Source organism: Pseudomonas nicosulfuronedens, from assembly GCF_005877905.1.
Taxonomy (GTDB): domain Bacteria; phylum Pseudomonadota; class Gammaproteobacteria; order Pseudomonadales; family Pseudomonadaceae; genus Pseudomonas; species Pseudomonas nicosulfuronedens.
The window spans coordinates 54,448-75,818 of record NZ_SWDV01000019.1 but is presented as its reverse complement, the minus strand read 5'-3'; the positions used below and the strand labels follow the sequence as shown (position 1 = coordinate 75,818).

Annotated in this window: 19 protein-coding genes and 1 riboswitch; of the genes, 6 read left to right on the top strand and 13 right to left on the bottom strand. The window is 66.4% G+C overall.

Annotation, left to right across the window (positions count from 1 at the left end; genetic code table 11):
- Position 1: 1 nt before the first annotated feature.
- The 7 genes from FAS41_RS16495 to FAS41_RS16465 form a co-directional block, all read right to left on the bottom strand.
- Positions 2-526, bottom strand: a complete 525-nt coding sequence (locus tag FAS41_RS16495; RefSeq protein ID WP_138524102.1) for a retropepsin-like aspartic protease family protein — start codon at positions 524-526, stop codon at positions 2-4.
- Positions 523-1,563 (bottom strand): esterase-like activity of phytase family protein, encoded by a 1,041-nt coding sequence (locus FAS41_RS16490; RefSeq protein ID WP_138524100.1) that lies wholly within the window; start codon positions 1,561-1,563, stop codon positions 523-525. The genes FAS41_RS16495 and FAS41_RS16490 overlap by 4 nt, the downstream gene beginning before the upstream one ends.
- Complete coding sequence (gene parE, locus FAS41_RS16485; RefSeq protein WP_138524098.1) at positions 1,563-3,458, bottom strand: DNA topoisomerase IV subunit B; 1,896 nt, start codon at positions 3,456-3,458, stop codon at positions 1,563-1,565. Before parE ends, FAS41_RS16490 begins: the two co-directional genes overlap by 1 nt.
- 11 nt (positions 3,459-3,469) lie before the next feature.
- The gene (locus FAS41_RS16480; RefSeq protein WP_138524096.1) at positions 3,470-4,099 is read right to left on the bottom strand and encodes a YqiA/YcfP family alpha/beta fold hydrolase; all 630 of its coding nucleotides are present in this window, start codon (positions 4,097-4,099) and stop codon (positions 3,470-3,472) included.
- 75 nt (positions 4,100-4,174) lie between these two features.
- Entirely contained in the window at positions 4,175-4,984 is an 810-nt protein-coding gene (cpdA, locus tag FAS41_RS16475; protein ID WP_138524094.1) for a 3',5'-cyclic-AMP phosphodiesterase, read from the bottom strand.
- Positions 4,985-5,154: 170 nt separating this feature from the next.
- A complete protein-coding gene (locus FAS41_RS16470) occupies positions 5,155-5,613 on the bottom strand; it encodes a DUF1249 domain-containing protein (protein WP_045216166.1) in 459 nt (152 codons plus the stop codon).
- Complete coding sequence (locus FAS41_RS16465) at positions 5,604-6,221, bottom strand: NUDIX domain-containing protein (RefSeq protein ID WP_138524092.1); 618 nt, start codon at positions 6,219-6,221, stop codon at positions 5,604-5,606. The genes FAS41_RS16470 and FAS41_RS16465 overlap by 10 nt, the downstream gene beginning before the upstream one ends.
- A gap of 216 nt (positions 6,222-6,437) precedes the next feature.
- On the opposite strand from FAS41_RS16465, the gene FAS41_RS16460 reads away from it, so the two are divergent.
- Positions 6,438-7,190, top strand: a complete 753-nt coding sequence (locus tag FAS41_RS16460) for an RsiV family protein (protein ID WP_138524090.1) — start codon at positions 6,438-6,440, stop codon at positions 7,188-7,190.
- A gap of 180 nt (positions 7,191-7,370) precedes the next feature.
- On the opposite strand, the gene cytX is transcribed toward FAS41_RS16460, so the two are convergent.
- Both cytX and thiC read right to left on the bottom strand, forming a co-directional pair.
- On the bottom strand, positions 7,371-8,657 hold the full coding sequence (gene cytX, locus FAS41_RS16455) for a putative hydroxymethylpyrimidine transporter CytX (RefSeq protein ID WP_138524088.1): 1,287 nt from the start codon (positions 8,655-8,657) through the stop codon (positions 7,371-7,373).
- Between the two features lie 169 nt (positions 8,658-8,826).
- Entirely contained in the window at positions 8,827-10,707 is a 1,881-nt protein-coding gene (gene thiC, locus FAS41_RS16450) for a phosphomethylpyrimidine synthase ThiC (RefSeq protein ID WP_138524086.1), read from the bottom strand.
- A gap of 111 nt (positions 10,708-10,818) precedes the next feature.
- A riboswitch (TPP riboswitch) is annotated at positions 10,819-10,926 on the bottom strand.
- Positions 10,927-11,098: 172 nt separating this feature from the next.
- Between thiC and FAS41_RS16445 the strand changes: the two genes are divergently transcribed.
- Positions 11,099-12,553 (top strand): TolC family outer membrane protein, encoded by a 1,455-nt coding sequence (locus tag FAS41_RS16445; RefSeq protein WP_138524084.1) that lies wholly within the window; start codon positions 11,099-11,101, stop codon positions 12,551-12,553.
- Positions 12,554-12,651: 98 nt separating this feature from the next.
- On the opposite strand, the gene FAS41_RS16440 is transcribed toward FAS41_RS16445, so the two are convergent.
- Together FAS41_RS16440 and FAS41_RS16435 are read right to left on the bottom strand one after the other, a co-directional pair.
- A complete protein-coding gene (locus FAS41_RS16440) occupies positions 12,652-13,440 on the bottom strand; it encodes a class II aldolase/adducin family protein (RefSeq protein ID WP_138524082.1) in 789 nt (262 codons plus the stop codon).
- Positions 13,441-13,521: 81 nt separating this feature from the next.
- A complete protein-coding gene (locus tag FAS41_RS16435; RefSeq protein ID WP_138524080.1) occupies positions 13,522-14,595 on the bottom strand; it encodes an ABC transporter substrate-binding protein in 1,074 nt (357 codons plus the stop codon).
- Positions 14,596-14,944: 349 nt separating this feature from the next.
- Between FAS41_RS16435 and FAS41_RS16430 the strand changes: the two genes are divergently transcribed.
- The 3 genes from FAS41_RS16430 (at position 14,945) to FAS41_RS16420 (ending at position 18,198) form a co-directional block, all read left to right on the top strand.
- Positions 14,945-15,295 (top strand): cupin domain-containing protein, encoded by a 351-nt coding sequence (locus FAS41_RS16430; protein WP_138524078.1) that lies wholly within the window; start codon positions 14,945-14,947, stop codon positions 15,293-15,295.
- A 75-nt stretch (positions 15,296-15,370) separates the two neighbouring features.
- Positions 15,371-17,320 (top strand): oxidoreductase, encoded by a 1,950-nt coding sequence (locus FAS41_RS16425; protein ID WP_138524076.1) that lies wholly within the window; start codon positions 15,371-15,373, stop codon positions 17,318-17,320.
- A gap of 284 nt (positions 17,321-17,604) precedes the next feature.
- Positions 17,605-18,198 (top strand): helix-turn-helix domain-containing protein, encoded by a 594-nt coding sequence (locus FAS41_RS16420; protein WP_138524074.1) that lies wholly within the window; start codon positions 17,605-17,607, stop codon positions 18,196-18,198.
- 268 nt (positions 18,199-18,466) lie between these two features.
- Here the strand turns inward: FAS41_RS16420 and waaA are convergent, their stop codons facing one another.
- A complete protein-coding gene (gene waaA / locus FAS41_RS16415; protein WP_138524072.1) occupies positions 18,467-19,738 on the bottom strand; it encodes a lipid IV(A) 3-deoxy-D-manno-octulosonic acid transferase in 1,272 nt (423 codons plus the stop codon).
- Between the two features lie 154 nt (positions 19,739-19,892).
- The gene (locus FAS41_RS16410; protein WP_138524070.1) at positions 19,893-20,777 is read right to left on the bottom strand and encodes a LysR family transcriptional regulator; all 885 of its coding nucleotides are present in this window, start codon (positions 20,775-20,777) and stop codon (positions 19,893-19,895) included.
- A gap of 129 nt (positions 20,778-20,906) precedes the next feature.
- Between FAS41_RS16410 and FAS41_RS16405 the strand changes: the two genes are divergently transcribed.
- Positions 20,907-21,239, top strand: coding sequence for a DMT family transporter (locus tag FAS41_RS16405; RefSeq protein ID WP_138524068.1), 333 nt, complete (start codon positions 20,907-20,909; stop codon positions 21,237-21,239).
- The last annotated feature ends 132 nt before the right edge of the window (positions 21,240-21,371 follow it).

The window sequence follows — 21,371 nt, the reverse complement described above, 5'->3', positions numbered from 1 at the left end:
CTCACGGTGTAGATCGCTGGCGCAGCACCAGGGTGCCGTCCTGCTGGGTGAAATCGAGTTGTCTGAGTGCGCTCATGCCGAGCAGCACCTCGTCGCCTTCCATGCCCGGCGCGATCAGCGCCGGCACGTCGGTCAGGCGGATGTCGCCAAGCTGCAGGCTGGGCAGGCGCGTGCGCCAGCCCTGGCTGCGGCCGTTGGCGGTGTCCAGGGTCACCGGCAAACCTCGCGGCAGGCCGAGACGGTCGGCCAGGCGCTGCGGCAGGGCCACCTGGGTGGCGCCGGTGTCGAGCATGAAGGTCACCGCCTCGCTGCCGATCCGGCCGTCCACCACATAGTGGCCAGCGCGATTGCCGACCAGCCGCACTTCCACGTAGCCGTCGCCGCGGGTCGACTGCGGCTGCGGATTGGGGTTGTGCTGACGGGTTTCCCAGGCGCCGAAATAACGGGTGGCCAGCAGGATGCCCGCGCCCCAGGCGAGGAACATCATGATCTTGCCGATCCGCTTGCCCGGCACCGCGTCGTTCATTTGCCACCGAGCCAGCCGCCGGCCGGCGCCGCGAAGCGCAGCACATAGGGGCGGCTATCACCGTCGGCGCGGGCGTGCTCGCCGTTGTCCAGGCCGATCCAGGCCCCCTGGTCGTCGAGAATCAGCGCCTCGGCTACGCCGTAAGGCAGGTCGTAGCGACGCTCCGGAGCCAGCGCACCGGCGGCGAAGGACCAGCAAAGCTCCTGCGCGCCGGTCTTGGCATCGCGGCGGCAGATCTGGTGCGCCAGGCGCTCCAGGGTGAACAGCTTGTCCTTGTATAACGCCAGGTCGGAGAAATCGATCGGCAGCGCGCGCTCTGCGCCCAGCTCCGGCGGCGGCAGCGCGGTGCCGCCTTCGCTGAGCATCACGCAGTTGCCGTCGCACTTCCAGGTACCGTTCTCGTTATGCACCTTGAGCAGGCCACGGCGCTGGCGCTCGGCGGCCAGCCACAGCTGCTTGCCGTCGGCGCTGATGGCAATGCCTTCGTAGAGCGCATTGAACTCCATCAGCAGGCCGCTGGCGCGGGCCTGGCGCAGCAGGTTCTGCGGCAACGGCAGCCAGCTCGGCTCGCCAACGGCCGGCAGCAGCAGGACAGCCGCGTAACCTTCGCTGACGACGTAGCGGTTGCCCGCCTGGTCGCAGCTGATGCCCTCGAAATCCATGGCGCCACCACGCAGCAGCCCGCCGACGGTCACCCGCGCGCGGGTGCCCCAGGACAAGCCGCTTTCCGGCGTGCCCGGCACCACGAACGGTTCGGCGCTGGCCTGCCAGGCCTTGCCCGGTGTGTCGTCGATCAGCAGGCGATAAAGACGGTCGTCGTCGCGGTCGGACACCGTCCACATCTCGCTGCCGCACAGCGCCAGCCCGGAGAGATTGCCGCTGGGCATGCCTTCCACCGGGTGCTCGGCAACGAACTGCAGCGAAGCCGGCGCAGCCGGAATGGCGACCGGCGCAACTGCCTTCGGCGCCTCGACGGGCGCTTGGGCAGCAACGGCGAGGCCGGCGAACAGCCCCAGAGAGGCCAGCAGCCAGCGCATCAGGCGAAGTCCGCCAGGTTGCCTTTGGTTTCCAGCCAGGACTTGCGATCGCCGGCGCGCTTCTTGGCCAGCAGCATGTCCATCATTTCCACGGTGCCGTCGGTGTCTTCCAGGGTCAGCTGGACCAGGCGACGGGTGTTGGGGTCCATGGTGGTTTCGCGCAGTTGCGGCGGGTTCATCTCGCCCAGGCCCTTGAATCGAGTGACCTGCGGCTTGCCGCGTCGCTTCTCGGCCGCCAGGCGATCGAGGATACCGTCGCGCTCGGCTTCGTCCAGGGCGTAGAAGACTTCCTTGCCCAGGTCGATACGGAACAGCGGCGGCATGGCGACGTAGACGTGGCCGGCCTCCACCAGCGGGCGGAAGTGGCGGACGAACAGCGCGCACAGCAGGGTGGCGATGTGCAGGCCGTCGGAGTCGGCGTCGGCGAGGATACAGATCTTGCCGTAGCGCAGCTGGCTCAGGTCGGCCGCGCCCGGATCGACGCCGATGGCCACGGCGATATCGTGGACTTCCTGGCTGGCGAGCACCTCGCCGCCGTCCACTTCCCAGGTGTTCAGGATCTTCCCGCGCAGCGGCATGATCGCCTGGAACTCCTTGTCCCGCGCCTGCTTGGCCGAGCCACCGGCGGAGTCACCTTCCACCAGGAACAGCTCCGAGCGCATCGGGTCCTGCCCTGCGCAGTCGGCCAGCTTGCCGGGCAGCGCCGGGCCCTGGGTGATCTTCTTGCGCTCGACCTTCTTGCCCGCCTTGAGGCGCCGGCCGGCGTTGCTGATGGCCAGTTCAGCCAGTTGCAGGCCCAGCTCGGGGTGAGCGTTGAGCCACAGGCTGAAGGCATCCTTGACCACACCGGAGACGAACGCGGCGGCCTCGCGGGAGGACAGGCGCTCCTTGGTCTGCCCGGAGAACTGCGGTTCCTGCATCTTCATCGAGAGGACGAAGGCGATGCGCTCCCAGACGTCTTCCGGAGCCAGCTTCACGCCGCGCGGCAGCAGGTTGCGGAACTCGCAGAACTCGCGCATCGCGTCCAGCAGGCCCTGGCGCAGGCCGTTGACGTGGGTGCCGCCCTGGGCGGTGGGGATCAGGTTGACGTAGCTTTCCTGCAGCGATTCGCCGCCCTCGGGCAGCCACAGCAGGGCCCAGTCCACGGCTTCCTTGTTGCCGGCCAGCGAGCCGCAGAACGGCTCGTCGGGCAGGCGCAGGTTCTCGGAGACCGAGTCGACCAGGTAGGAACGCAGGCCGTCCTCGTAGTGCCACTCGATGCGCTCGCCGGTGGACTTGTCTTCGAAGCTGACCAGCAGGCCCGGGCAAAGTACAGCCTTGGCCTTGAGCACGTGCTTCAGGCGGCTGACGGAGAACTTGTGCGAATCGAAGTACTTGGCGTCCGGCCAGAAATGCACGCTGGTGCCGGTGTTGCGCTTGCCGACGGTACCGACGACCTCCAGGTCGCTGGACTTGAAGCCGTCGGCGAAGGTCATGCGGTATTCGTTGCCGTCACGCTTGACCCGCACCTCGACCAGGGTCGACAGCGCGTTCACCACCGAGATGCCCACGCCGTGCAAGCCGCCGGAGAACTGGTAGTTCTTGTTGGAGAACTTGCCGCCGGCGTGCAGCTTGGTGAGGATCAGCTCGACGCCGGGCACGCCTTCTTCAGGGTGGATATCCACCGGCATGCCTCGGCCGTCGTCGATCACTTCCAGCGAGTTGTCCTCGTGGAGGATCACCTGCACGCTCTTCGCGTGGCCGGCGAGTGCTTCGTCGACGCTGTTGTCGATGACTTCCTGGGCCAGGTGGTTGGGCCGCGAGGTGTCGGTGTACATGCCCGGGCGCTTGCGCACCGGGTCGAGGCCGGAGAGAACCTCGATGGCGTCTGCGTTATAGGCGTTCTGCTGGGCCATGGGGTTCCTGCTTAATCAGTCGAAGAGGTGATGGCTTCAAATTCGGAGAAATCCACGTCGCGCCACTGGCTGGACGGCACACCGGCAAAGGCCAGGAGCGACGGCAGGTGGCTGACGAAGCGCTGGAAGCTATGGTCGCCGCCGGACTCGATGCGCAACGCGGCGGTCCGGTAATAGCGTTCGGCCGCACGGTAGTCGAGAGTCTCGTCGGCGGTCTGCAGCCATACCTGGTAGCGCGCGCCATCGATGGGCGCGGGGACTTCGAGTTCCGCCAGTGCGGCGACGTGATCCAGGGTCAGTTCCCAGGTCTCGCCGCTGTAGTAGTTGGTCTGCGGGCCGAGCTGGCCGTCGAACAGCCGGTGCGGCGCCACGGCCGGGTTGATCAGCACGGCCTTCAGGCCATGGCGCTCGGCCAGGTACGTCGAGTAATAGCCGCCCAGGGAGCTGCCGATCAGCAGTGGCTGGCCCAGTTCGGCAACGGCGGATTCCAGTTGCGCCATGGCCTGGCGCGGATGGTGATGCAGTTCAGGCACGCGCAGCCGATCGGCCAGGCCCAGGCGCTGCATGGCAGCCGTGAACTGGCGTGCCTTCTGCGAGCCGGGCGAACTGTTGAATCCGTGGATATAGAGGAATGCGGTCATGGGCCGGGAGGCTACAAGCTGCAAGTGGCATGCCGCAAGTGGGTCAGCGTCGCAAGGCGTTCGAAGCGTGACCGATCAATAGCCCTTGATGCTGTAGTCGACTTCGAACTCGATGTCGGTCACTCGCGAAACGCCGGTCTGCACTTCACCATCCGCCATAAGCCGTAGCCAGCGGTAGCCCGGCGCCGGGCTGTCGACGCAGAAGTCCTCGCTGCCCGGAGTGAACTGCACGCAGGTCGACGGCGAGGCCAGCAGGCGCACGTCACCGCGCATGCGGTCGATTTCCTGATGCACATGGCCCCAGAGCAGGCAGCGCACGTTCGGGTAGCGGTCGATGACCGCGAACAGTCGCTCCGGGTTGTAGATGCCGATGCGGTCCATCCACTGGCTGCCGATGGAGATGGGATGGTGATGGAAGCTGATCAGCAGGTGCTTGTCCGGCGCGGCCTGGATGGCGCACTCCAGCAACTGGATCTGTTCGACGGTCATCTGCCCCGGCACCGCGCCGGGAATGGTGGAGTCCAGCAGGATCACGCGCCAGGCGCCCAGGTCGATCACCGGATCGAGCAGGTCGGTGCCGGCCGTGGCTTCGCGCATCGGCTCCATTTCGTCGTGATTGCCGGGGAACCAGCGAGTCGCTGCGTCGATCGGCGCCGTGATGGCGCGGAAGCGCTGGTAGGACTCGACCGAGCCATCCTGGGAGAGATCACCCGTGGCCAGCACCAGATCGATCACCGGTTGCTCCTCGCCCACCAGGCGGACGACCTGCGTCAGGCTGTCGGCGGTATCCATGCCCAGCAGCCGGCCATTCTCCTGTGCAAACAGGTGGCTGTCGGAAAGCTGGACGACCAGGACGGAATCGGAAGCGGTGGGCTGGGTGGGCAAAACGCCTTCTCCTGTGAGGCGGGCGTGCGGGAATTCGTGACGAAGTATGGTGACAGGCGCCCCCCTGAGCAAACCGGGAAAGCGTCACAGATCACAGTTAGGGACACGAGTCTGCGATGGGCGGGCAGGATATCACGGCGCGACCATATCACATGGCCATCATCGCGATTTCAGCGCTGCAGCACCGGCTCCAGCTCGTGGCCGCAGGACAGGCAGTGGCTCAGCCATTCGCCGAGGAACTGATTGAGCTGGTTCTTCTCGTCCGGCTGGTGCATCGCCTGGTTCGGGTAGGGATAGATCGCCAGCAGGCGGCGCGCCTGCTCGGCGCCGACCACTTCGGCCATGCGCGCATCGTGGTACACCCGTACTTCCAGCTTGGGCGCCGGCAGCCAGGGCAGGCCCAGCTCCTGGCGCACTTGCAGCACGGTGGTGTACGGGCAGGCTTCGATCACGTCCAGCGCCAGCACGCCGAGCAGCCGCTCGCCTTCGCTGAGCGCCACGCGGCGCGAGACCTGGGCCTCGCGCATCTCCGGCAACAGGCGCATCAGGCGCAAGTAGTTCGCCTCGCAGGTCGCCTGCAGACCCGCCAGGTCGACGCGATAGCGCTCGCGCAGCAGATTCACACCCATAACCCCCTGACCTCGGCGCGATTGAGCGCCAGCCATTGCAGGGCGAGCATGCTCGCCGCGTTGTTGATGCGGCCGTCACGCACGGCCTGCAGTGCTTCCTCGAACGGCATGACGTGGACGCGGATGTCCTCGCCCTCCTCCTCCAGCCCGTGGATGCCCGAGGCGGTGCTGCTGTCGCAGCGGCCGACGAACAGGTGCACCAGCTCGTTGCTGCCGCCGGGCGACGGCAGGTACTGGGCGATCGGCCAGAGTGCGCCGAGGGTCAGGCCGGCTTCTTCCACCGCTTCACGGCGCGCCACTTCCTCGGGCTCCTCGTCCTTGTCGATCAGCCCGGCCACCAGCTCCATCAGCCAGGGATTGACCCCGGCGTCCATGGCGCCAACGCGGAACTGCTCGATCAGCACCACTTCATCGCGCTGCGGATCGTAGGGCAACACGCACACGGCATCATGGCGCACGAACAACTCGCGCTTGAGCACCGGGCCCATGCCGCCGGCGAACTGGCGGTGCCGCAGGTGCAGGCGGTCGACCTTGTAGAAGCCCTTGAAGCACTGCTCGCGCTTCTGGATCTCGATGTCCTGGGGGCCTGGCTTGAACGTTTCCGACATCCCGTTCCACTCACTCTGCGTTGAACTTCGCGCCATCCTATCGCGCCGCCGTGGCAGGCGCAGCCTCTTTCGCGGGCCGCCGGGCGGCCGGATGGCTGTGACCGTCGCACACTGCCGCCGCCGCGCCAAAGTGGTTCATACTCATCCGCCGAACCGGCAGCGCCGATGGCGGTCGAACCACTCCATTGCCGGCGAACGTCAACGACAAGGACTCTCATGCGACTTCTGAAACTTGCCGCCCTGGGCAGCATCTGCCTGTTACTGGGGGCGTGCCAGGGACTGTTCAAGCCCTCGCTCGACGAGCCGCTGAGCGCGAGCCATACCGCGTTCGAACACCCGAAACCCGGTTGCCAGGGCGACCAGTGCCCGCTGTTCAACCTCGATACCCTGAGCTTCGACGACGAGCCGGCGCTCAACGAAGCGATCAACGCGCAACTGCTGCAACTGGCCCGTGAAGGCGACGGCGCGGCGCCGGCCAGCCTGGACGTCTACGAGAAGCGCTTCCTCGATTCGGCCCAGCCCGGCTGGAGTTCCTACCTGCAAGCCAAGATCCGCGAACAGCATGACGGTCTGGTGATCATCGAGCTGTCCAGCTATCGCTTCACCGGCGGCGAGTACGGCCAGCCCGGCCGCGCGTTCATCAATTATGATCGACGTATCCACAAGGTGCTCACCCTGCAGGACATTCTTCTGCCCGGCCAGGAGGACAACTTCTGGAAGGTGGCGCGCATGGCGCACCAGGCGTGGATCCTGCAGAACAAGCTGGACGAACAGGACCCGAACTTCTCGAAGGACTGGCCATTCCAGCCGACCGAGCATTTCGCCCTGACCTTCGGCGCCATGACGCTCAAGTACGACATCAACCGAATCGCCCCGCACTCGGTCGGGCACCCGGAACTGAAGATCCCGTACCCGCGCCTGAACGGCATCGTGAAGACCTACTACTTCCCGGGGCGCGGGGCGCAGTAGGTCAGCACCGGAGCTGCCGATGAGTCATCGCGGACAGAGTCCGCTCCTGCGCCAGATATTGGCACCCATGGTAGGAGCAGACTCATCCGCGATCCGCCGGCAAGGCCGGCATTGGGCGGCTTCGCGAGCAAGCTCGCTCCTACAGACCCAACGCCGGAGCAACGGCTCTCGCAAAACGCCTCAGGCCGAAGCCGGCGCCCTGACGCCAACACGCCCCAGCAACAGCTGCAACACCGCTGCCACCACCAGCGCCGGCAGGGTCGAACCCAGGTCCGGCTGGTAGTTCGCCAGCAGGTGATACACCACCACGCCACCACCCCAGGCCAGCAGCGAGCCCCAGCGCAAGCCGTGGGGAATTGCAGCCGGCGCGCGGCGACGCAGGACGAAGTGATCGATAAGCACCACGCCGAACAGCGGCGCGAACACCGAGCCGATCAGCAGCAGGAAGTTCTGGTACTGCTCCAGCGGTGCGAACCAGGCGATCAGGGTGCAGATCACCCCGATGGCCAGGGCCAGCAGCTCGACCTTGAGCGGCAGCAGGATGCCACTGGAAACCGCCGCCGAATGGATGTCGGCGAAAGCCTTCTCCGATTCGTCCAGCAGGATCAGCAGCAGCGGGATGCCCATGCCCGCGCCGGCCAACGCCAGCAGCAGTGCGTTGGCGTCGCTGCCCTGGGCGAACGCCAGGGTGTAGGCCACGCCCAGGCCCATCAGCCAGAAGCAGCCGATGAAGAAGCCCAGCGCCGCACCGGTGAAGGTGTGCCCGGCACGTTTGCCGAAGCGCGAGTAGTCGGCGATCAGCGGCAGCCAGGACAGCGGCATGGCGATGGCAATGTCGAAGCCCACGGCGAAGGACAGCGAACCGTCGCCCGCCTTGGCCCAGATCGCCGCCAGATCGGCGCGCTGGAACAGATCGAAAGTCAGCCAGACGCACGCAGCGATCAGCAGCCAGATACCCCAGCGGCGCAGCACGCGGCGCACAAAGGCGAGCGGGCCGGCAACCGCCAGCAGGGTCGCCAGCGCGCCGAATACCAGGGTCCATAACGCCGGACTGGTCCAGGCGCCGCCCTCGCCGAAGGCGCGGGTTGCGAGCAGGCTGGCGGCGTCACGCATGACGATGATCTCGAAGGCGCCCCAGCCGATCAGCTGCATCAGGTTCAGCAACGCCGGCAACGCAGCGCCGTGACTGCCCAGGCTGAGCTTGAGCGAAGCCATGGCGGACAGGCCGGTGTCGGTGCCGATCACCCCGGCGCTGGCCAGCAGCAGCACGCCGACCAGGGTGCCGAGCAGGATCGCGCCGAGCGCGCCGGCCAGGCCCAGGCCCGGCGCCAGCAGGGCGCCGGTCTGCAGCACCATCAGGCCGATGCCCAGGGAGAACCAGAGGGAGAACAGGTCGCGCAGGCCGAGCACGCGCTGAGCGCTGCCCACGGCGGAAGTCGGTGAATAGTCGATGGCGGTAGTGGTCACGATGCGTGCAGGGCTCGAAAGGTGGTTTAGGTTTTGTTTTTGCTTTGGCTATTGGTAGGAGCGATCTTGCTCGCGAACCCAGCTCGCCGCTGACTCCGCTGCTGGGCGGTTCGCGAGCAAGATCGCTCCTACAGGGCTGCCCGTCCTCGTCATGGGGCGGGCGCGGGTGTCACACCTGCTTGTAGATCACCGAGCCTTCATCCTTGAAGCGCGCAGCCTGCTCCTGGAAGCCGGCCTCGATGGCTTTCTGCTCATCGGTCAGGCCGTTCTCCTTGGCGTAGTCGCGGACTTCCTGGGTGATCTTCATGGAGCAGAACTTCGGCCCGCACATGGAGCAGAAGTGCGCCACCTTGGCCGAGTCCTTGGGCAGCGTCTCGTCGTGGAAGGCGCGGGCGGTGTCCGGGTCCAGGCCGAGGTTGAACTGGTCTTCCCAGCGGAACTCGAAGCGCGCCTTGGACAACGCGTTGTCGCGGATCTGCGCGCCCGGATGCCCCTTGGCAAGGTCGGCGGCGTGCGCGGCGATCTTGTAGGTGATGATGCCGGTCTTCACGTCATCCTTGTTCGGCAGGCCCAGGTGCTCCTTGGGCGTGACGTAGCAGAGCATGGCGCAGCCGAACCAGCCGATCATCGCCGCGCCGATACCGGACGTGATGTGGTCATAGCCCGGCGCGATGTCGGTGGTCAGCGGGCCGAGGGTGTAGAACGGCGCTTCGTCGCAGCACTCCAGTTGCTTGTCCATGTTCTCCTTGATCAGGTGCATCGGCACGTGACCAGGGCCCTCGATCAGCACCTGGACGTCGTGCTTCCAGGCGATGCGAGTCAGCTCGCCGAGGGTTTCCAGCTCGCCGAATTGCGCGGCGTCGTTGGCGTCGGCAATAGAGCCCGGACGCAGGCCGTCGCCCAGCGAGAAGCTGACGTCGTAGGCCTTCATGATTTCGCAGATTTCCTCGAAGTGCGTATAGAGGAAATTCTCCTGGTGATGGGCCAGGCACCACTTGGCCATGATCGAGCCGCCCCGGGAGACGATGCCGGTGACGCGCTTGGCGGTCAGCGGCACATAGCGCAGCAGCACGCCGGCATGGATGGTGAAGTAGTCCACGCCCTGCTCGGCCTGCTCGATCAGGGTGTCGCGGAAGATTTCCCAGGTCAGGTCCTCGGCGATGCCGTTGACCTTCTCCAGTGCCTGATAGATCGGCACGGTACCGATGGGGACCGGGCTGTTGCGCAGGATCCACTCGCGGGTCTCGTGGATGTGCTTGCCGGTAGACAGGTCCATCACCGTGTCGGCGCCCCAACGGATGCCCCAGGTGAGTTTCTCCACTTCTTCCTCGATGGAGGAGCCCAGTGCGCTGTTGCCGATGTTGCCGTTGATCTTCACCAGGAAGTTGCGGCCGATGATCATCGGTTCCAGTTCCGTGTGGTTGATGTTCGCCGGAATGATCGCGCGGCCGCGGGCCACTTCCTCACGGACGAACTCGGGAGTGATTTCCTTCGGAATGCTCGCCCCGAAGCTCTGGCCCGGATGCTGGGCGTCCAGCAGGCCACCGGCACGGGCCTCCTGCAGCTTCATGTTCTCGCGGATGGCGATGTATTCCATCTCCGGCGTGATGATGCCCTGGCGCGCGTAGTGCATCTGCGTGACGTTCTGGCCGGCCTTGGCGCGGCGCGGGGTGCGCACGTGGGCGAAGCGCAGGGCGTCGAGGCTGGCGTCGGCCAGGCGCGACTGGCCGAACTCGGAGGTCAGGCCGGGAAGGATTTCGGTGTCGCCGCGCTCGTCGATCCAGCGCGAGCGCACGTCCGGCAGGCCCTTGCGCAGGTCGATGCGCACGTCCGGGTCGGTGTAGGGGCCGGAGGTGTCGTAGACCATCACCGGGGCGTTCTTCTCGCCGCCGAAGGCGGTCGGGGTGTCGGCGAGGGAAATTTCCCGCACGGGGACGCGGATGTCCGGGCGGGAGCCGGTCAGGTAGACCTTCTGCGAGTTCGGAAAGGGCTGGGTCGACTGGCGGTCCAGCTGTTCAAGGCGGGTGACGTTGTTTTTCTGGGTGCTCATCCTGGCTCTCCTGGGGTTGATTGCCGGGGAGAACCTGGGACGAAAGGAGCTGCTTGCCGCAGCGAAGGGACGCATCCCGTGGGGACGGGGGCCGGGGCGGAAAGCGCCTGGGGATGCGGTCTTCTTGTTCCCTACGCGGGTGCTAACCCGATCAGGTTCAACGGGATCCGGAACTATCCGATCTCAGCCCCTCGCAATGGGGCACCCCGACAAGAACGCCCGCAGTCTAATCAAGTGCGCACGGATTAGCCAACGCCGCCCGGCCGAAAACGCGCAATTGCCTACGCGCGGCTACACTCCTGCCTCGGAAGGCTCGTACGAACGTGCCTTGACCGCCATCGGCGGCGACCGTAGCCTTGCCCCACCTCGCATCACTTTCCAGGACGAACGAATGCTGCGCAGACTCTCTCTGGCTGTCGCTGTAGCCGCAACGACAGGCTTTGCCTGGGCTGCACAGCCCGCTCCGGCCGCCCCATCCCTGCCCTCCAAGACTGACCTGATCAACGTCTACAAGGACGCCGTCGACAACAACGCCGACCTCGCCGCCGCCCAGGCCGACTACCTGGCGCGCAAGGAAGCCGTGCCCCAGGCACGTTCCGGCCTGCTGCCGCAGATCAACGCAGGGGCTGATATCGGTAACAGCCGTACCTCATTGGATACTCCCAACGTCACGCTGAACCGCAGCAGCCAGGTGATCCAGGCGACCCTGAGCCAGCCGCTGTTCCGCGCCGACCGCTGGTTCCAGCTCAAGGCGGCGGAAAACACCACCGAACAGGCCCAGCTGGAGTTCTCCGCGACCCAGCAGCAGCTGATCCTGCAGACCGCCCAGACTTACTTCGGCGTATTGCGCGCCCAGGACAACCTGGCCGCCAGTAAGGCCGAGGAAGCGGCCTTCAAGCGCCAGCTCGACCAGTCCAACGAGCGCTTCGATGTCGGCCTGTCCGACAAGACCGACGTACTCGAGTCCCAGGCCAGCTACGACACCGCGCGGGCCAACCGCCTGGTGGCCGAACAGCAGGTGGATGACGCCTTCCAGGCCTTGGTAACACTGACCAACCGCGAGTACAGCTCCATCGAGGGTATCCTCCACTCGCTGCCCGTAGTGCCGCCGATGCCTAACGACGCCAAGGCCTGGGTCGACACCTCGGTGCAGCAGAACCTGCGCCTGCAGGCCAGCAACTACGCGGTCGACGCCGCCGAAGAGACCCTGCGCCAGCGCAAGGCCGGCCACCTGCCGACCGTGGACGCTGTGGCCCAGTACCAGAAGGGCGATAACGACGCCCTGGGCTTCACCAACTCCGGCGCGCCGGGTGACACGCATTACGGTAAATGGGTCGACCAGAGCAGCATCGGCCTGCAGCTGAACGTGCCCATCTACAGCGGCGGGCTGACCAGCTCCCAGGTGCGCGAGTCCTATCAGCGCCTGAACCAGAGCGAACAACTGCGCGAAAGCCAGCGCCGCCAGGTGGTACAGGATGCGCGCAACCAGCACCGCGCGGTAAACACCGACGTCGAGACCGTGAAAGCGCGGCGCCAGGCGATCATCTCCAACCAGAGCTCGCTGGAAGCCACCGAGATCGGCTACCAGGTCGGCACCCGCAACATCGTCGACGTCCTGGACGCCCAGCGCTCGCTGTACAACTCGGTGCGCGACTACAACAACAGCCGCTACGACTACATCCTCGACAACCTGAGCCTCAAGCAGACCGCCGGCACCCTCGCGCCGAGCGACCTCGAGGCACTGGGCGCCTACCTGAAGCCGGACTACAACCCGGACAAGGACTTCCTGCCGCCGGACCTGGCCAAGGCCGCCGAGGCGCAGCTCAAGTCCAAGCCCCAGTACTGAGCCAGTCCCATGCAAAAAGCCCCGCGATGCGGGGCTTTTTCTTTGTGTCGTCACGCGCTCCTACCGGGAGACGCCGCAACGCGGGCCGAATGCGACGATCAGTCCCGATACCCCGGCGATACCCGATCCAGCATGCGCAGCAGCGCACTCCACGCCAGGTCGTAGCCATCCGGGTCGCTCAACTCCCCTTCCGCCAGCGGCCGCGCCGGGGCGTTGAATTGTTGCTCGGTGTGACGGCACACCTCCTCCGGCGGGGTCACCAGCTCACCGCCCGCCTGGGCCGCCAGTTGGATGTCACAGGCCTTCTCCAGGTAGTACATGCGCAGGAACGCCTGCTGCACCGTCTGCCCCACGGTCAGCAGGCCGTGGTTGCGCAGCATCAGGCCGTAGTGGTCGCCCAGGTCGCGCACCAGGCGCTCCTGCTCGTCCATCGACAGGGCAATGCCCTCGTAGTCGTGGTAGCCCAGGCGCCCGTAGAACTCCAGGGAGATCTGGTTCAGCGGCAGCAGCCCGCAGGCCTGGGCGGCCACCGCGCAACCGGCGCGGGTATGGGTGTGCAGGACACACTGCGCGTCCTCGCGAGCGCCGTGGATGGCGCTGTGGATCACGAAGCCGGCCGGGTTGACCTTGTACGGCGATGGCTCCACCGCATGGCCGCTGAGGTCGATCTTCACCAGGCTGGATGCGGTGATCTCGTCGAACATCAGGCCATAGGGATTGATCAGGAAATGGTGCTCGGGACCGGGGATGCGCACCGAGATGTGGGTGAAGATCAGGTCGGTCATGCGGTAGTGCGCGATCAGACGGTAGCAGGCCGCCAGCTCCTCGCGCAGCTTCCATTCCTCGGGCGAACAGGTGGCGCGACTGGGCGCCTGCAGCGACGTCATGGTGCACTTCTCCTCATGGCTTTTCTTGTCTGGAGAAACGCCGGGGCCAGCAAAGGCCCCGGCGTCACGGTCACATTCTGGTTATTGCGCGGCCCAGGCGTTGAAGCGCTCTTCCAGCTCTTCGCCGTGGTCGACCCAGAACTCATCGTCCATCGCCAGGCCCTGGGGCAGGTTCTGCGTGGAGGTCGGCACCCAGCCGGCCAGGTCGGACGGCAGGCGCTCGGCGGCCTGCTTGTTGGTCGGACCATACGCAATGTGCTTCACGTAGTCGACCTGGGCATCGGGCTGGTTGGCGAAGGCGATGAAGCGCTTTGCCGAGTCGACGTGCTGCGAACCCTTGATGATTGCCCAGTAGTCCATGCCATACAGGCTGCCCGGCCAGACCAGTTGCAGGTTGCGCCCGCCCTTGTAGGCATCGGCGATGCGCCCGGTGTAGGTGGTGGTCATCACCACGTCACCGGCGGCCAGCCACTGCGCCGGTTGCGCGCCGGCTTCCCACCACTGCACGTAGGGCTTGATCTGGTTGAGCTTGGCGAAGGCGCGATCGACGCCGGCCTTGGTGCCCAGCTCCTTGTAGACGTCGGCGGGCTTCACGCCGTCGGCCATCAGGGCGAACTCCAGGTTGTAGATCGCGCGCTTGCGCATGCCCCGCTTGCCGGGGAATTTCTGCACGTCCCAGAAATCCGCCCAGGATTGCGGTGCCGGCTTGAGCTTGTCGGCGTCATAGGCGATGGCCACGCCCCACACCAGGGCAGCCGAGCCGCAGTCCTTGGCCGCATTGGGGATAAGCTGCTCCTTGCCGCCGATCTGCTGCCAGTCCAGTGGCACGAACAGGCCTTCGTCGCAGCCGCGGGCCAGGTCCGGACCCTCGATCTGTACCACGTCCCAGTCGGCGTGGCCGGTGTCAGCCATCACCTTGATGCGCGCCATCTCGCCGTTGTACTCGCTCTGGGTCACACCAACCCCGGACTGCTTGCTGAAGGGCTGGAAGAAGGCCGCGTCCTGGGCCTTCTGGCCGGCGCCGCCGTAGCCGACCACCACCATGTTCTCGGCGGCCTGGGCGGCGCCGCAGCTCAGCCCGAGGGCGAGCAGCAGCGGCGAGACGGCGATCTTGAAGAAGGAGCGTTTGTGGCAGGTGTTGCGGTGAAGAGTCATCGAGCATACCCCCAGTCGTAGGTGGCAATGGGCGCAGCCGGGATGGCCGCGCACACGCTGGACGGGCGCGCCGAAACAACGTTGCAAGAAAGGCAGGGCAAAGGGATATCGATTGCCAGCGGGTAGGCCCGCCATGCGAGGGGGGACCGTACGGGACGGTTCATGCGCCTCTCCTCTTGTAGTTGTTGTGGAGCACGTCGCGGTGGCCCCGGAATCATCCGGAGCGGGATTGAAACTACCCAGTCACTTTTAAAAAAACAAGTTGATTTTTTACTGCCGGTAAATTTCCATAGGAAGAACTTAAACAACAATTGCTTAGGCAACATCGCCCGTTTCAGGAGAAGCCGCCGTGTCCCAGGTCCGCCATTTCCAGCAATCTGCCCTGCAGTTCCAGCCCTACGGTGGGCAGGACATCGAAAGCGCCGCCATCTGCCGGCTGATAGGCCCGGCGGACAGCGAGACCATGGGGGCGGGCCTCGCCCGCTTCGACGGGGTCTCCATCGAGTGGACCGTGCTCTACGACGAACTGATCGTGGTACTCGAAGGAAACTTCCGCCTGCGCCTGGCCGACCAGGTGATCGACGCCAAGCCGGGCGACGTGATCTGGGTCCCCGAACGCACGCCGCTGGCCTACGAGGGTGAGAAAGCCTGCGTGTTCTACGCCCTCTACCCGGTGGACTGGCAGGCGCGCAACGCCTGAGTCCGCACCCCGGCCGCCCGAAGCGGCCGGCGCCGCACCACCCGCTGCACCACAACAAGAATCCGGAGTTGCCCGATGAGCCAGTTTCCCCACCTGTTCAGCCCGCTGCGCATTCGCGGCAAGGCGCTGAAGAACCGCATCATGTCCACCGGGCACGACACCTCGATGCCCACCGACAACCTGGTCAACGACCAGTTGGTGGCCTACCACACCGCCCGCGCCAAGGGCGGCGTCGGCCTGATCGTGCTGCAGGTCGCCGGTGTGCACGACAGCGCCCGTTATACCTCCCACGTGCTGATGGCCACCGATGACGAGTGCATCCCCGGCTACCGGCGCATCGCCGAGGCGTGCCACGCCGAGGGGACCGTGGTGCTGTCCCAGGTGTTTCACCCCGGCCGCGAGATCATGGAGTCCAGTGACGGCCTGCTGGCCGTGGCCTATGCTCCTTCCGCCTCGCCCAACGAACGCTTCCGGGTGATGCCGCGTGAACTGAGCCAGGCGATGATCGACGAGATCATCCAGGGCTACGCCGCCGCCGCGCGCCGCCTGCACGCCGCCGGCATCGACGGCGTTGAAGTGGTCGCCAGCCACGGCTACCTGCCGGCACAGTTCCTCAATCCACGGGTGAACCGCCGTAGCGACGGCTACAACGGCGACCTCGACGCCCGCCTGCGCTTCACCCGCGAAGTGATCGCCGCCGTGCGCGCCGCCACCGACGAAGACTTCATCGTCGGCCTGCGCATTTCCGCCGACGAGCGCGACCCGGAAGGCCTCACCGAGGACGAGTCGCTGCAGGCGGTGAAGTCCCTGCAGAACCAGCTGGACTACGTGCACATCGTCGCCGGCACCTCGGCATCGCTGGGCGGCGCCATCCACATCGTCCCGCCGATGGCCATCGAAGCGGCCTACCTGGCCAATGAAGCCGGCACCTTCAAGCGCAACCTGGAGATCCCGCTGTTCGTCACCGGACGCATCAACCAGCCGCAGGAAGCCGAGCTGATCGTCGCCCGTGGCCAGGCCGATGTCTGCGGCATGACCCGCGCGCTGATCTGCGACCCGCAGATGCCGAGCAAGACCGAAAGCGGCCACGTCGAGGACGTGCGCGCCTGCATCGCCTGCAACCAGGCGTGCATCGGCCACTTCCACCGCGGCTACCCGATTTCCTGCATCCAGCATCCGGAAACCGGCCGCGAACTGATCTACGCCGACCGCCAGATGGCCACCCAGCGCAAGCGCGTGCTGGTGGTCGGTGGCGGGCCGGCAGGCATGAAGGCCGCCGCCGTCGCGGCCCAGCGTGGCCATGACGTGACCCTCTGCGAGGCCAGCGGCCAGCTCGGCGGCCAGGTCAACCTTGCCCAGTTGTTGCCGCGCCGCGCGGAGTTCGGTGGCGCCTCCACCAACCTGCAGCGCGAGATGCAGCTGGCCGGCGTCGAAGTGCGCCGCAACACTCGCGTCGACCGCGCACTGGTGGAAGCCGAGCGCCCCGACGTGGTGATCGTCGCCACCGGCGCCAAGCCCTACCGTCCGCCCTACGAGGAGGCCGGTGAGCTGCAGGTGGTGGACGCCTGGCAAGTACTGCGTGGCGAAGTGCAGCTCGGCCGCTCGGTGCTGGTCACCGACTGGCGCGCCGACTGGATCGCTCCCGGCATCGCCGAGCGCCTGGTGCGCGACGGCCACCAGGTGCACCTGGCGGTGAACGGCACCCACGCCGGCGAGAGCCTGCCGCTCTATGTGCGCGACCATCTGGCCGGCGAGCTGCACCGCCTGGGCATCACCATTACCCCCTACGCCCGCCTGTACGGCGTCGATGACAGCACCGTCTACCTGCAACACACCGCCAGCGGCGAGCCGATGCTGGTGGAAAACATCGACACCCTGGTGCTCTGCCAGGGCCACCAACCCGTGGACGAGCTGGCCGACGAGATCGCCGACCTCGCCGAGGTCCGCCGCATCGGCGACTGCCTGGCGCCGCGCACGGCGGAGGAAGCGATCTACGAGGGGCTCAAGGCGGGTTGGGCGATCTGAGGCACGGAAAGCCACTTTTGAATGAAGCAGCTCCGAATGGTCCGGCTTGCGCATGAGTAGGATGGCGTGGAGCGCAGCGATACCCATCAAGCCCAGGCAGCGGCAGCATGGGTATCGCTTCGCTCCACCCATCCTACGACTGTAGGAGCACGCCATGCGCGCGATCGCGGGCATGGCCCGCTCCTACAGATCAGCCTCGGCGTCAAATGGCACGGCGGCAGACCCACAGCCCCGGCGCATTGTTTAGAATGCCCCACGACGCCACTCGCCAGGACCCCCTTCGCATGAGCCGCAAAGCCCCGCAGGAAGCACCCGCCAACGCCGAAGCGCAGTTCCTCGGCACCCGCATCCGCGGCCTGCGCAAGCGGCGCGGCATGACCCTGGCGGAGCTGGCCGAGCAGAGTGGGCTGACCGCGGGCTACATCAGCCAGCTGGAACGCAACCTGGCCTACCCGTCGATCCCGGCGCTGTTCAACATCGCCCGCAGCCTGGGCGTGACCATCCAGTGGTTCTTCGCCAGCGAAGTGCAGGTCGACCCGGCGGACGCCGGCTACGTGGTGCGGCGCAACGCCCGTACCAGCGTGCATTATGAAGACGGCATCGTCGACGAACTGCTCAGCCCGCAGCCCAGCCGCCAGCTGGAAATCCTTCATTCGAAGTTCCCGCCCGGCACCTACAGCCAGCAGAGTTACAGCCACGAGGGCGAGGAAGCCGGCTACCTGCTCAGCGGCACTTTCGAGCTCTGGGTGGGCGAGCGCTATTTCCTGCTCAATGAAGGCGACAGCTTCAGCTACTCCAGCCAGGAGCCGCACCGCTACGGCAACCCCGGAGAGGTGGATGCCGTGGTGCTCTGGGTGATTACACCGCCGACTTTCTGAGGTGCTACCGGCTTTTTGTAGGAGCGAGCTTGCTCGCGAACGCTCTCCCGGCGGCTCGGGTGCCAAGCAGGTTCGCGAGCCAGCTCGCTCCTGCAGCCAGGGCACCGGGAAGCTCTGGGGGAGCTCTCTCTCCCCGGCCCTCCCCCTGAAGGGAGAGGGAGCAAACCGGAGCAATCGGCTGACTCAGCGCTCCGCCTGATACCAAACGGTCCCCTCTCCTTTCAGGGAGAGGGTTAGGGAGAGGCCAAACCGTCACGCCGCTCCCCAATCAACCCTCGATCAACCGTCCCAGCCCATTGAGCAGCCTTTCCAGCGCACCCTGGTTGGCCTTCATCACGTCCAGCCCGGCGTCGGCCATACGCTCGGCAACAGCCGGCTCGTCCCACAGCGCGGCCACGGCCACCGCCAGCGAAGGCGCATCAGCTACTTCGCGCAGCGCGCCAACCTCGCGCAGTTGCGCGGCGATTTCCAGGAAGTTGAACAGGTGCGGGCCGGACAGTACCGGCTTGCCCAGTGCCGCCGGCTCCAGCAGATTGTGCCCGCCATTGGGCACCAGGCTGCCGCCGACAAAGGCGACATCGGCCAGCGCATAGAGGAACAGCAGTTCGCCCATGGTGTCGCCCAGCAGCACCTGGGTTTCCGCCATGACCCGTTCACCGGTGGAACGGCGCTGGGTGCGGAATCCTTCGCGCGTGCACAGTTCGAACATCGGGCTGAAGCGCTCCGGGTGGCGCGGCACCAGGATCAGCAGCGCCTCCGGGTGCTTCTCCAGCAAATGGCGGTGGGCAGCGAGGATGATCTCGTCTTCCCCGGCATGGGTGCTGGCGGCGATCCACACCGGCCGCTGCTGCGCCTGCCACTGGGCGCGCAGGTCATCGGCGCGGGCCAGCAATGCGGGATCGATAGTCAGGTCGAACTTGATCGAGCCAGTGACGCTCACGCAGTCCGGGCGCGCACCGAGCTGGCGGAAGCGCTCGGCCTCGGCCTCGGTCTGCACGGCGATCCAGCTCATCTCTTCCAGCATCGGCCGGGTCAGTCCGGCGAAGCGCGCATAGCCGCGCGCCGAGCGCTCGGACAGCCGCGCATTGGCCAGCGCCACCGGGATGCCGCGCTTGGCGCACTGATGGATATGGTTGGGCCACAGCTCGGTTTCCATGATCACGCCCAGTACCGGCCGTGCACGGTCGAGGAAGCGCGCCGCCGCCCAGGGCAGGTCGTAGGGCAGGTAACAGTGCTGCACCTGGTCGCCGAACATCGCGCGGATACGCTCGGAACCTGTGGGCGTCATGCAGGTGACAGTGATCGGCAGGCCGGGATGGCGCTGCATCAGCGCGCGGATCATCGGCGCGGCGGCGATGCTCTCTCCCACCGACACCGCGTGCACCCAGATGCCGCCGGGCTTGAGCGCCGGCAGGCCAAGGGCGAAGCGCTCGCCGACGCGCTGGGCATAGGCAGGGGCCTTGCGCGAGCGCAGGAACAGGCGCAGCGCGACCAGCGGCAGGCCCAGGTGGAACAGCAGGGTATAGAGGGTCCGGTTCATGGCGGCGGAGAGTAGCAAATTAGCGGGCTTGGCGACCGCACAATCCTGCAGGGTGCACCGTTCTTGGTAGGAGCGAGCTTGCTCGCGAACCGCTTGACGTTGGAGCGGCCGGAAAGTCCTGTTCGCGAGCGAGCTCGCTCCTGCGAAGAGCAGGTCAAACGGGAGCGGCGAGATGCTCGGCAAAGCACTCGCCCAACCAGTTGGCCGCTGGCCCCAGGGGCTCATCACGGCGCCAGACCAGCTCCACCACCAACGGCGGCGGTGTCCAGTCGCTGGCCAGTTCCACCAGCAGCGGCTGGTACGCCGGGTACTGCGCCACGTGGGTCGGCAGCCAGGCCCAGCCGAGGTCGCGCATCAGCAGTTCGGCCATGGCGTAGAAGCTGTCGGCGCGCCACACCAGCGGGCTGATCTGCTCGCCGCCTGGGTAGTGGCTGTCCTGCGGCGCCATCAGCAACTGACGGTGTCTGGCCAGCTCTCGGCGGTCCGCGTAATCCAGCCTGGCCAGCTCATGGCCGGCGCCGCACACGGTGACCATCTCGATAGTTCCCAGGCGCTGCCGTTCAAGCTCCTGCGGCATCCCCTCGTGATGGAACAGCAGGCCAAGGTCCGCGCGGCGCTCCAGCAGCTTGCGCGCCACGTCGCCCTGGGCGCTGCTGGAAAGCTGCACCTCCACCGTGGGGAACTCCTGCGCCAGCGCCTGCAGGCCGGAAAGCACCGGCTGGTAAGGCATCGCCTCGTCCTGTGCCAGTCGCAACAAAGGCTCGGTGCCGCGCACCAGCGACAGTGCGCGGCTCTCCAGCCGTTCGCACTGGCGCAGCACTTCGCGCGCCTCGTCCAGCAGCGCACGCCCCTCGACGGTCAGCACCGGCTGGCGGCCGCTACTGCGCTCGAACAGGGTCACGCCCAGGTCGCTCTCCAGCAGCGCGATGGACGAACTCACCGCAGACTGCACGCGCTTGAGCTGCCGCGCAGCAGCGGAGAAAGACGACTGATCGGCGACGCTGACGAACAGGCGCAACTGGTCCAGGTTCCATTGCATAACCCATCTCCATAGCAGATAGGTAATGACTTTATCCCATCATCCACGGGACTAGAATGGCGACCAGAATCGAACGTCAGCTGCGTGTCGCTCATACCGAGCGGCGTGTCGTTCCGGGGAGCACCCACCATGCCCGGCTATCTCTATCTCGCCATTGCCATCGTCGCCGAAGTCATCGCCACCGCCTCGCTCAAGTCAGTGAAGGGCCTGTCCACGCCTCTGCCGCTGGTACTGGTGATCGTCGGCTACGCCATCTCTTTCTGGATGCTCACCCTGGTGGTGCGCAGCATTCCCGTGGGCATCGCCTACGCCATCTGGGCCGGTCTGGGTATCGTGCTGGTCAGCATTGCGGCCATGGTGCTCTACCAACAGAAGCTCGACTCCGCCGCTCTGCTGGGCATGGGCCTGATCGTCAGCGGGGTCGTGGTGATCCAGCTGTTCTCCGGTAACGCTGGTCACTGATGCGGCGCCGTCAGCACTCTGTAGGAGCGAGCTTGCTCGCGAACCAGCCTCCGTCGCGCAAAGCCTTCGCGAGCAAGCTCGCTCCTACGAAAGCGGCCTGAAGCAACGGACGTTTGCCGCTGCTCTCTGGCG

What these genes read in the sequence shown, in the direction of transcription:
- parE (WP_138524098.1), bottom strand. Translation starts at nt 3,458, where the DNA reads ATGGCCCAGCAGAACGCCTATAACGCAGACGCCATCGAGGTTCTCTCC.
- FAS41_RS16405 (WP_138524068.1), top strand. Translation starts at nt 20,907, where the DNA reads ATGCCCGGCTATCTCTATCTCGCCATTGCCATCGTCGCCGAAGTCATC.
- FAS41_RS16465 (WP_138524092.1), bottom strand. Translation starts at nt 6,221, where the DNA reads ATGTCGGAAACGTTCAAGCCAGGCCCCCAGGACATCGAGATCCAGAAG.
- FAS41_RS16445 (WP_138524084.1), top strand. Translation starts at nt 11,099, where the DNA reads ATGCTGCGCAGACTCTCTCTGGCTGTCGCTGTAGCCGCAACGACAGGC.
- FAS41_RS16495 (WP_138524102.1), bottom strand. Translation starts at nt 526, where the DNA reads ATGAACGACGCGGTGCCGGGCAAGCGGATCGGCAAGATCATGATGTTC.
- FAS41_RS16460 (WP_138524090.1), top strand. Translation starts at nt 6,438, where the DNA reads ATGCGACTTCTGAAACTTGCCGCCCTGGGCAGCATCTGCCTGTTACTG.
- FAS41_RS16470 (WP_045216166.1), bottom strand. Translation starts at nt 5,613, where the DNA reads ATGGGTGTGAATCTGCTGCGCGAGCGCTATCGCGTCGACCTGGCGGGT.
- FAS41_RS16420 (WP_138524074.1), top strand. Translation starts at nt 17,605, where the DNA reads ATGAGCCGCAAAGCCCCGCAGGAAGCACCCGCCAACGCCGAAGCGCAG.
- FAS41_RS16490 (WP_138524100.1), bottom strand. Translation starts at nt 1,563, where the DNA reads ATGCGCTGGCTGCTGGCCTCTCTGGGGCTGTTCGCCGGCCTCGCCGTT.
- FAS41_RS16440 (WP_138524082.1), bottom strand. Translation starts at nt 13,440, where the DNA reads ATGACGTCGCTGCAGGCGCCCAGTCGCGCCACCTGTTCGCCCGAGGAA.
- FAS41_RS16410 (WP_138524070.1), bottom strand. Translation starts at nt 20,777, where the DNA reads ATGCAATGGAACCTGGACCAGTTGCGCCTGTTCGTCAGCGTCGCCGAT.
- FAS41_RS16480 (WP_138524096.1), bottom strand. Translation starts at nt 4,099, where the DNA reads ATGACCGCATTCCTCTATATCCACGGATTCAACAGTTCGCCCGGCTCG.
- waaA (WP_138524072.1), bottom strand. Translation starts at nt 19,738, where the DNA reads ATGAACCGGACCCTCTATACCCTGCTGTTCCACCTGGGCCTGCCGCTG.
- FAS41_RS16425 (WP_138524076.1), top strand. Translation starts at nt 15,371, where the DNA reads ATGAGCCAGTTTCCCCACCTGTTCAGCCCGCTGCGCATTCGCGGCAAG.
- thiC (WP_138524086.1), bottom strand. Translation starts at nt 10,707, where the DNA reads ATGAGCACCCAGAAAAACAACGTCACCCGCCTTGAACAGCTGGACCGC.
- FAS41_RS16435 (WP_138524080.1), bottom strand. Translation starts at nt 14,595, where the DNA reads ATGACTCTTCACCGCAACACCTGCCACAAACGCTCCTTCTTCAAGATC.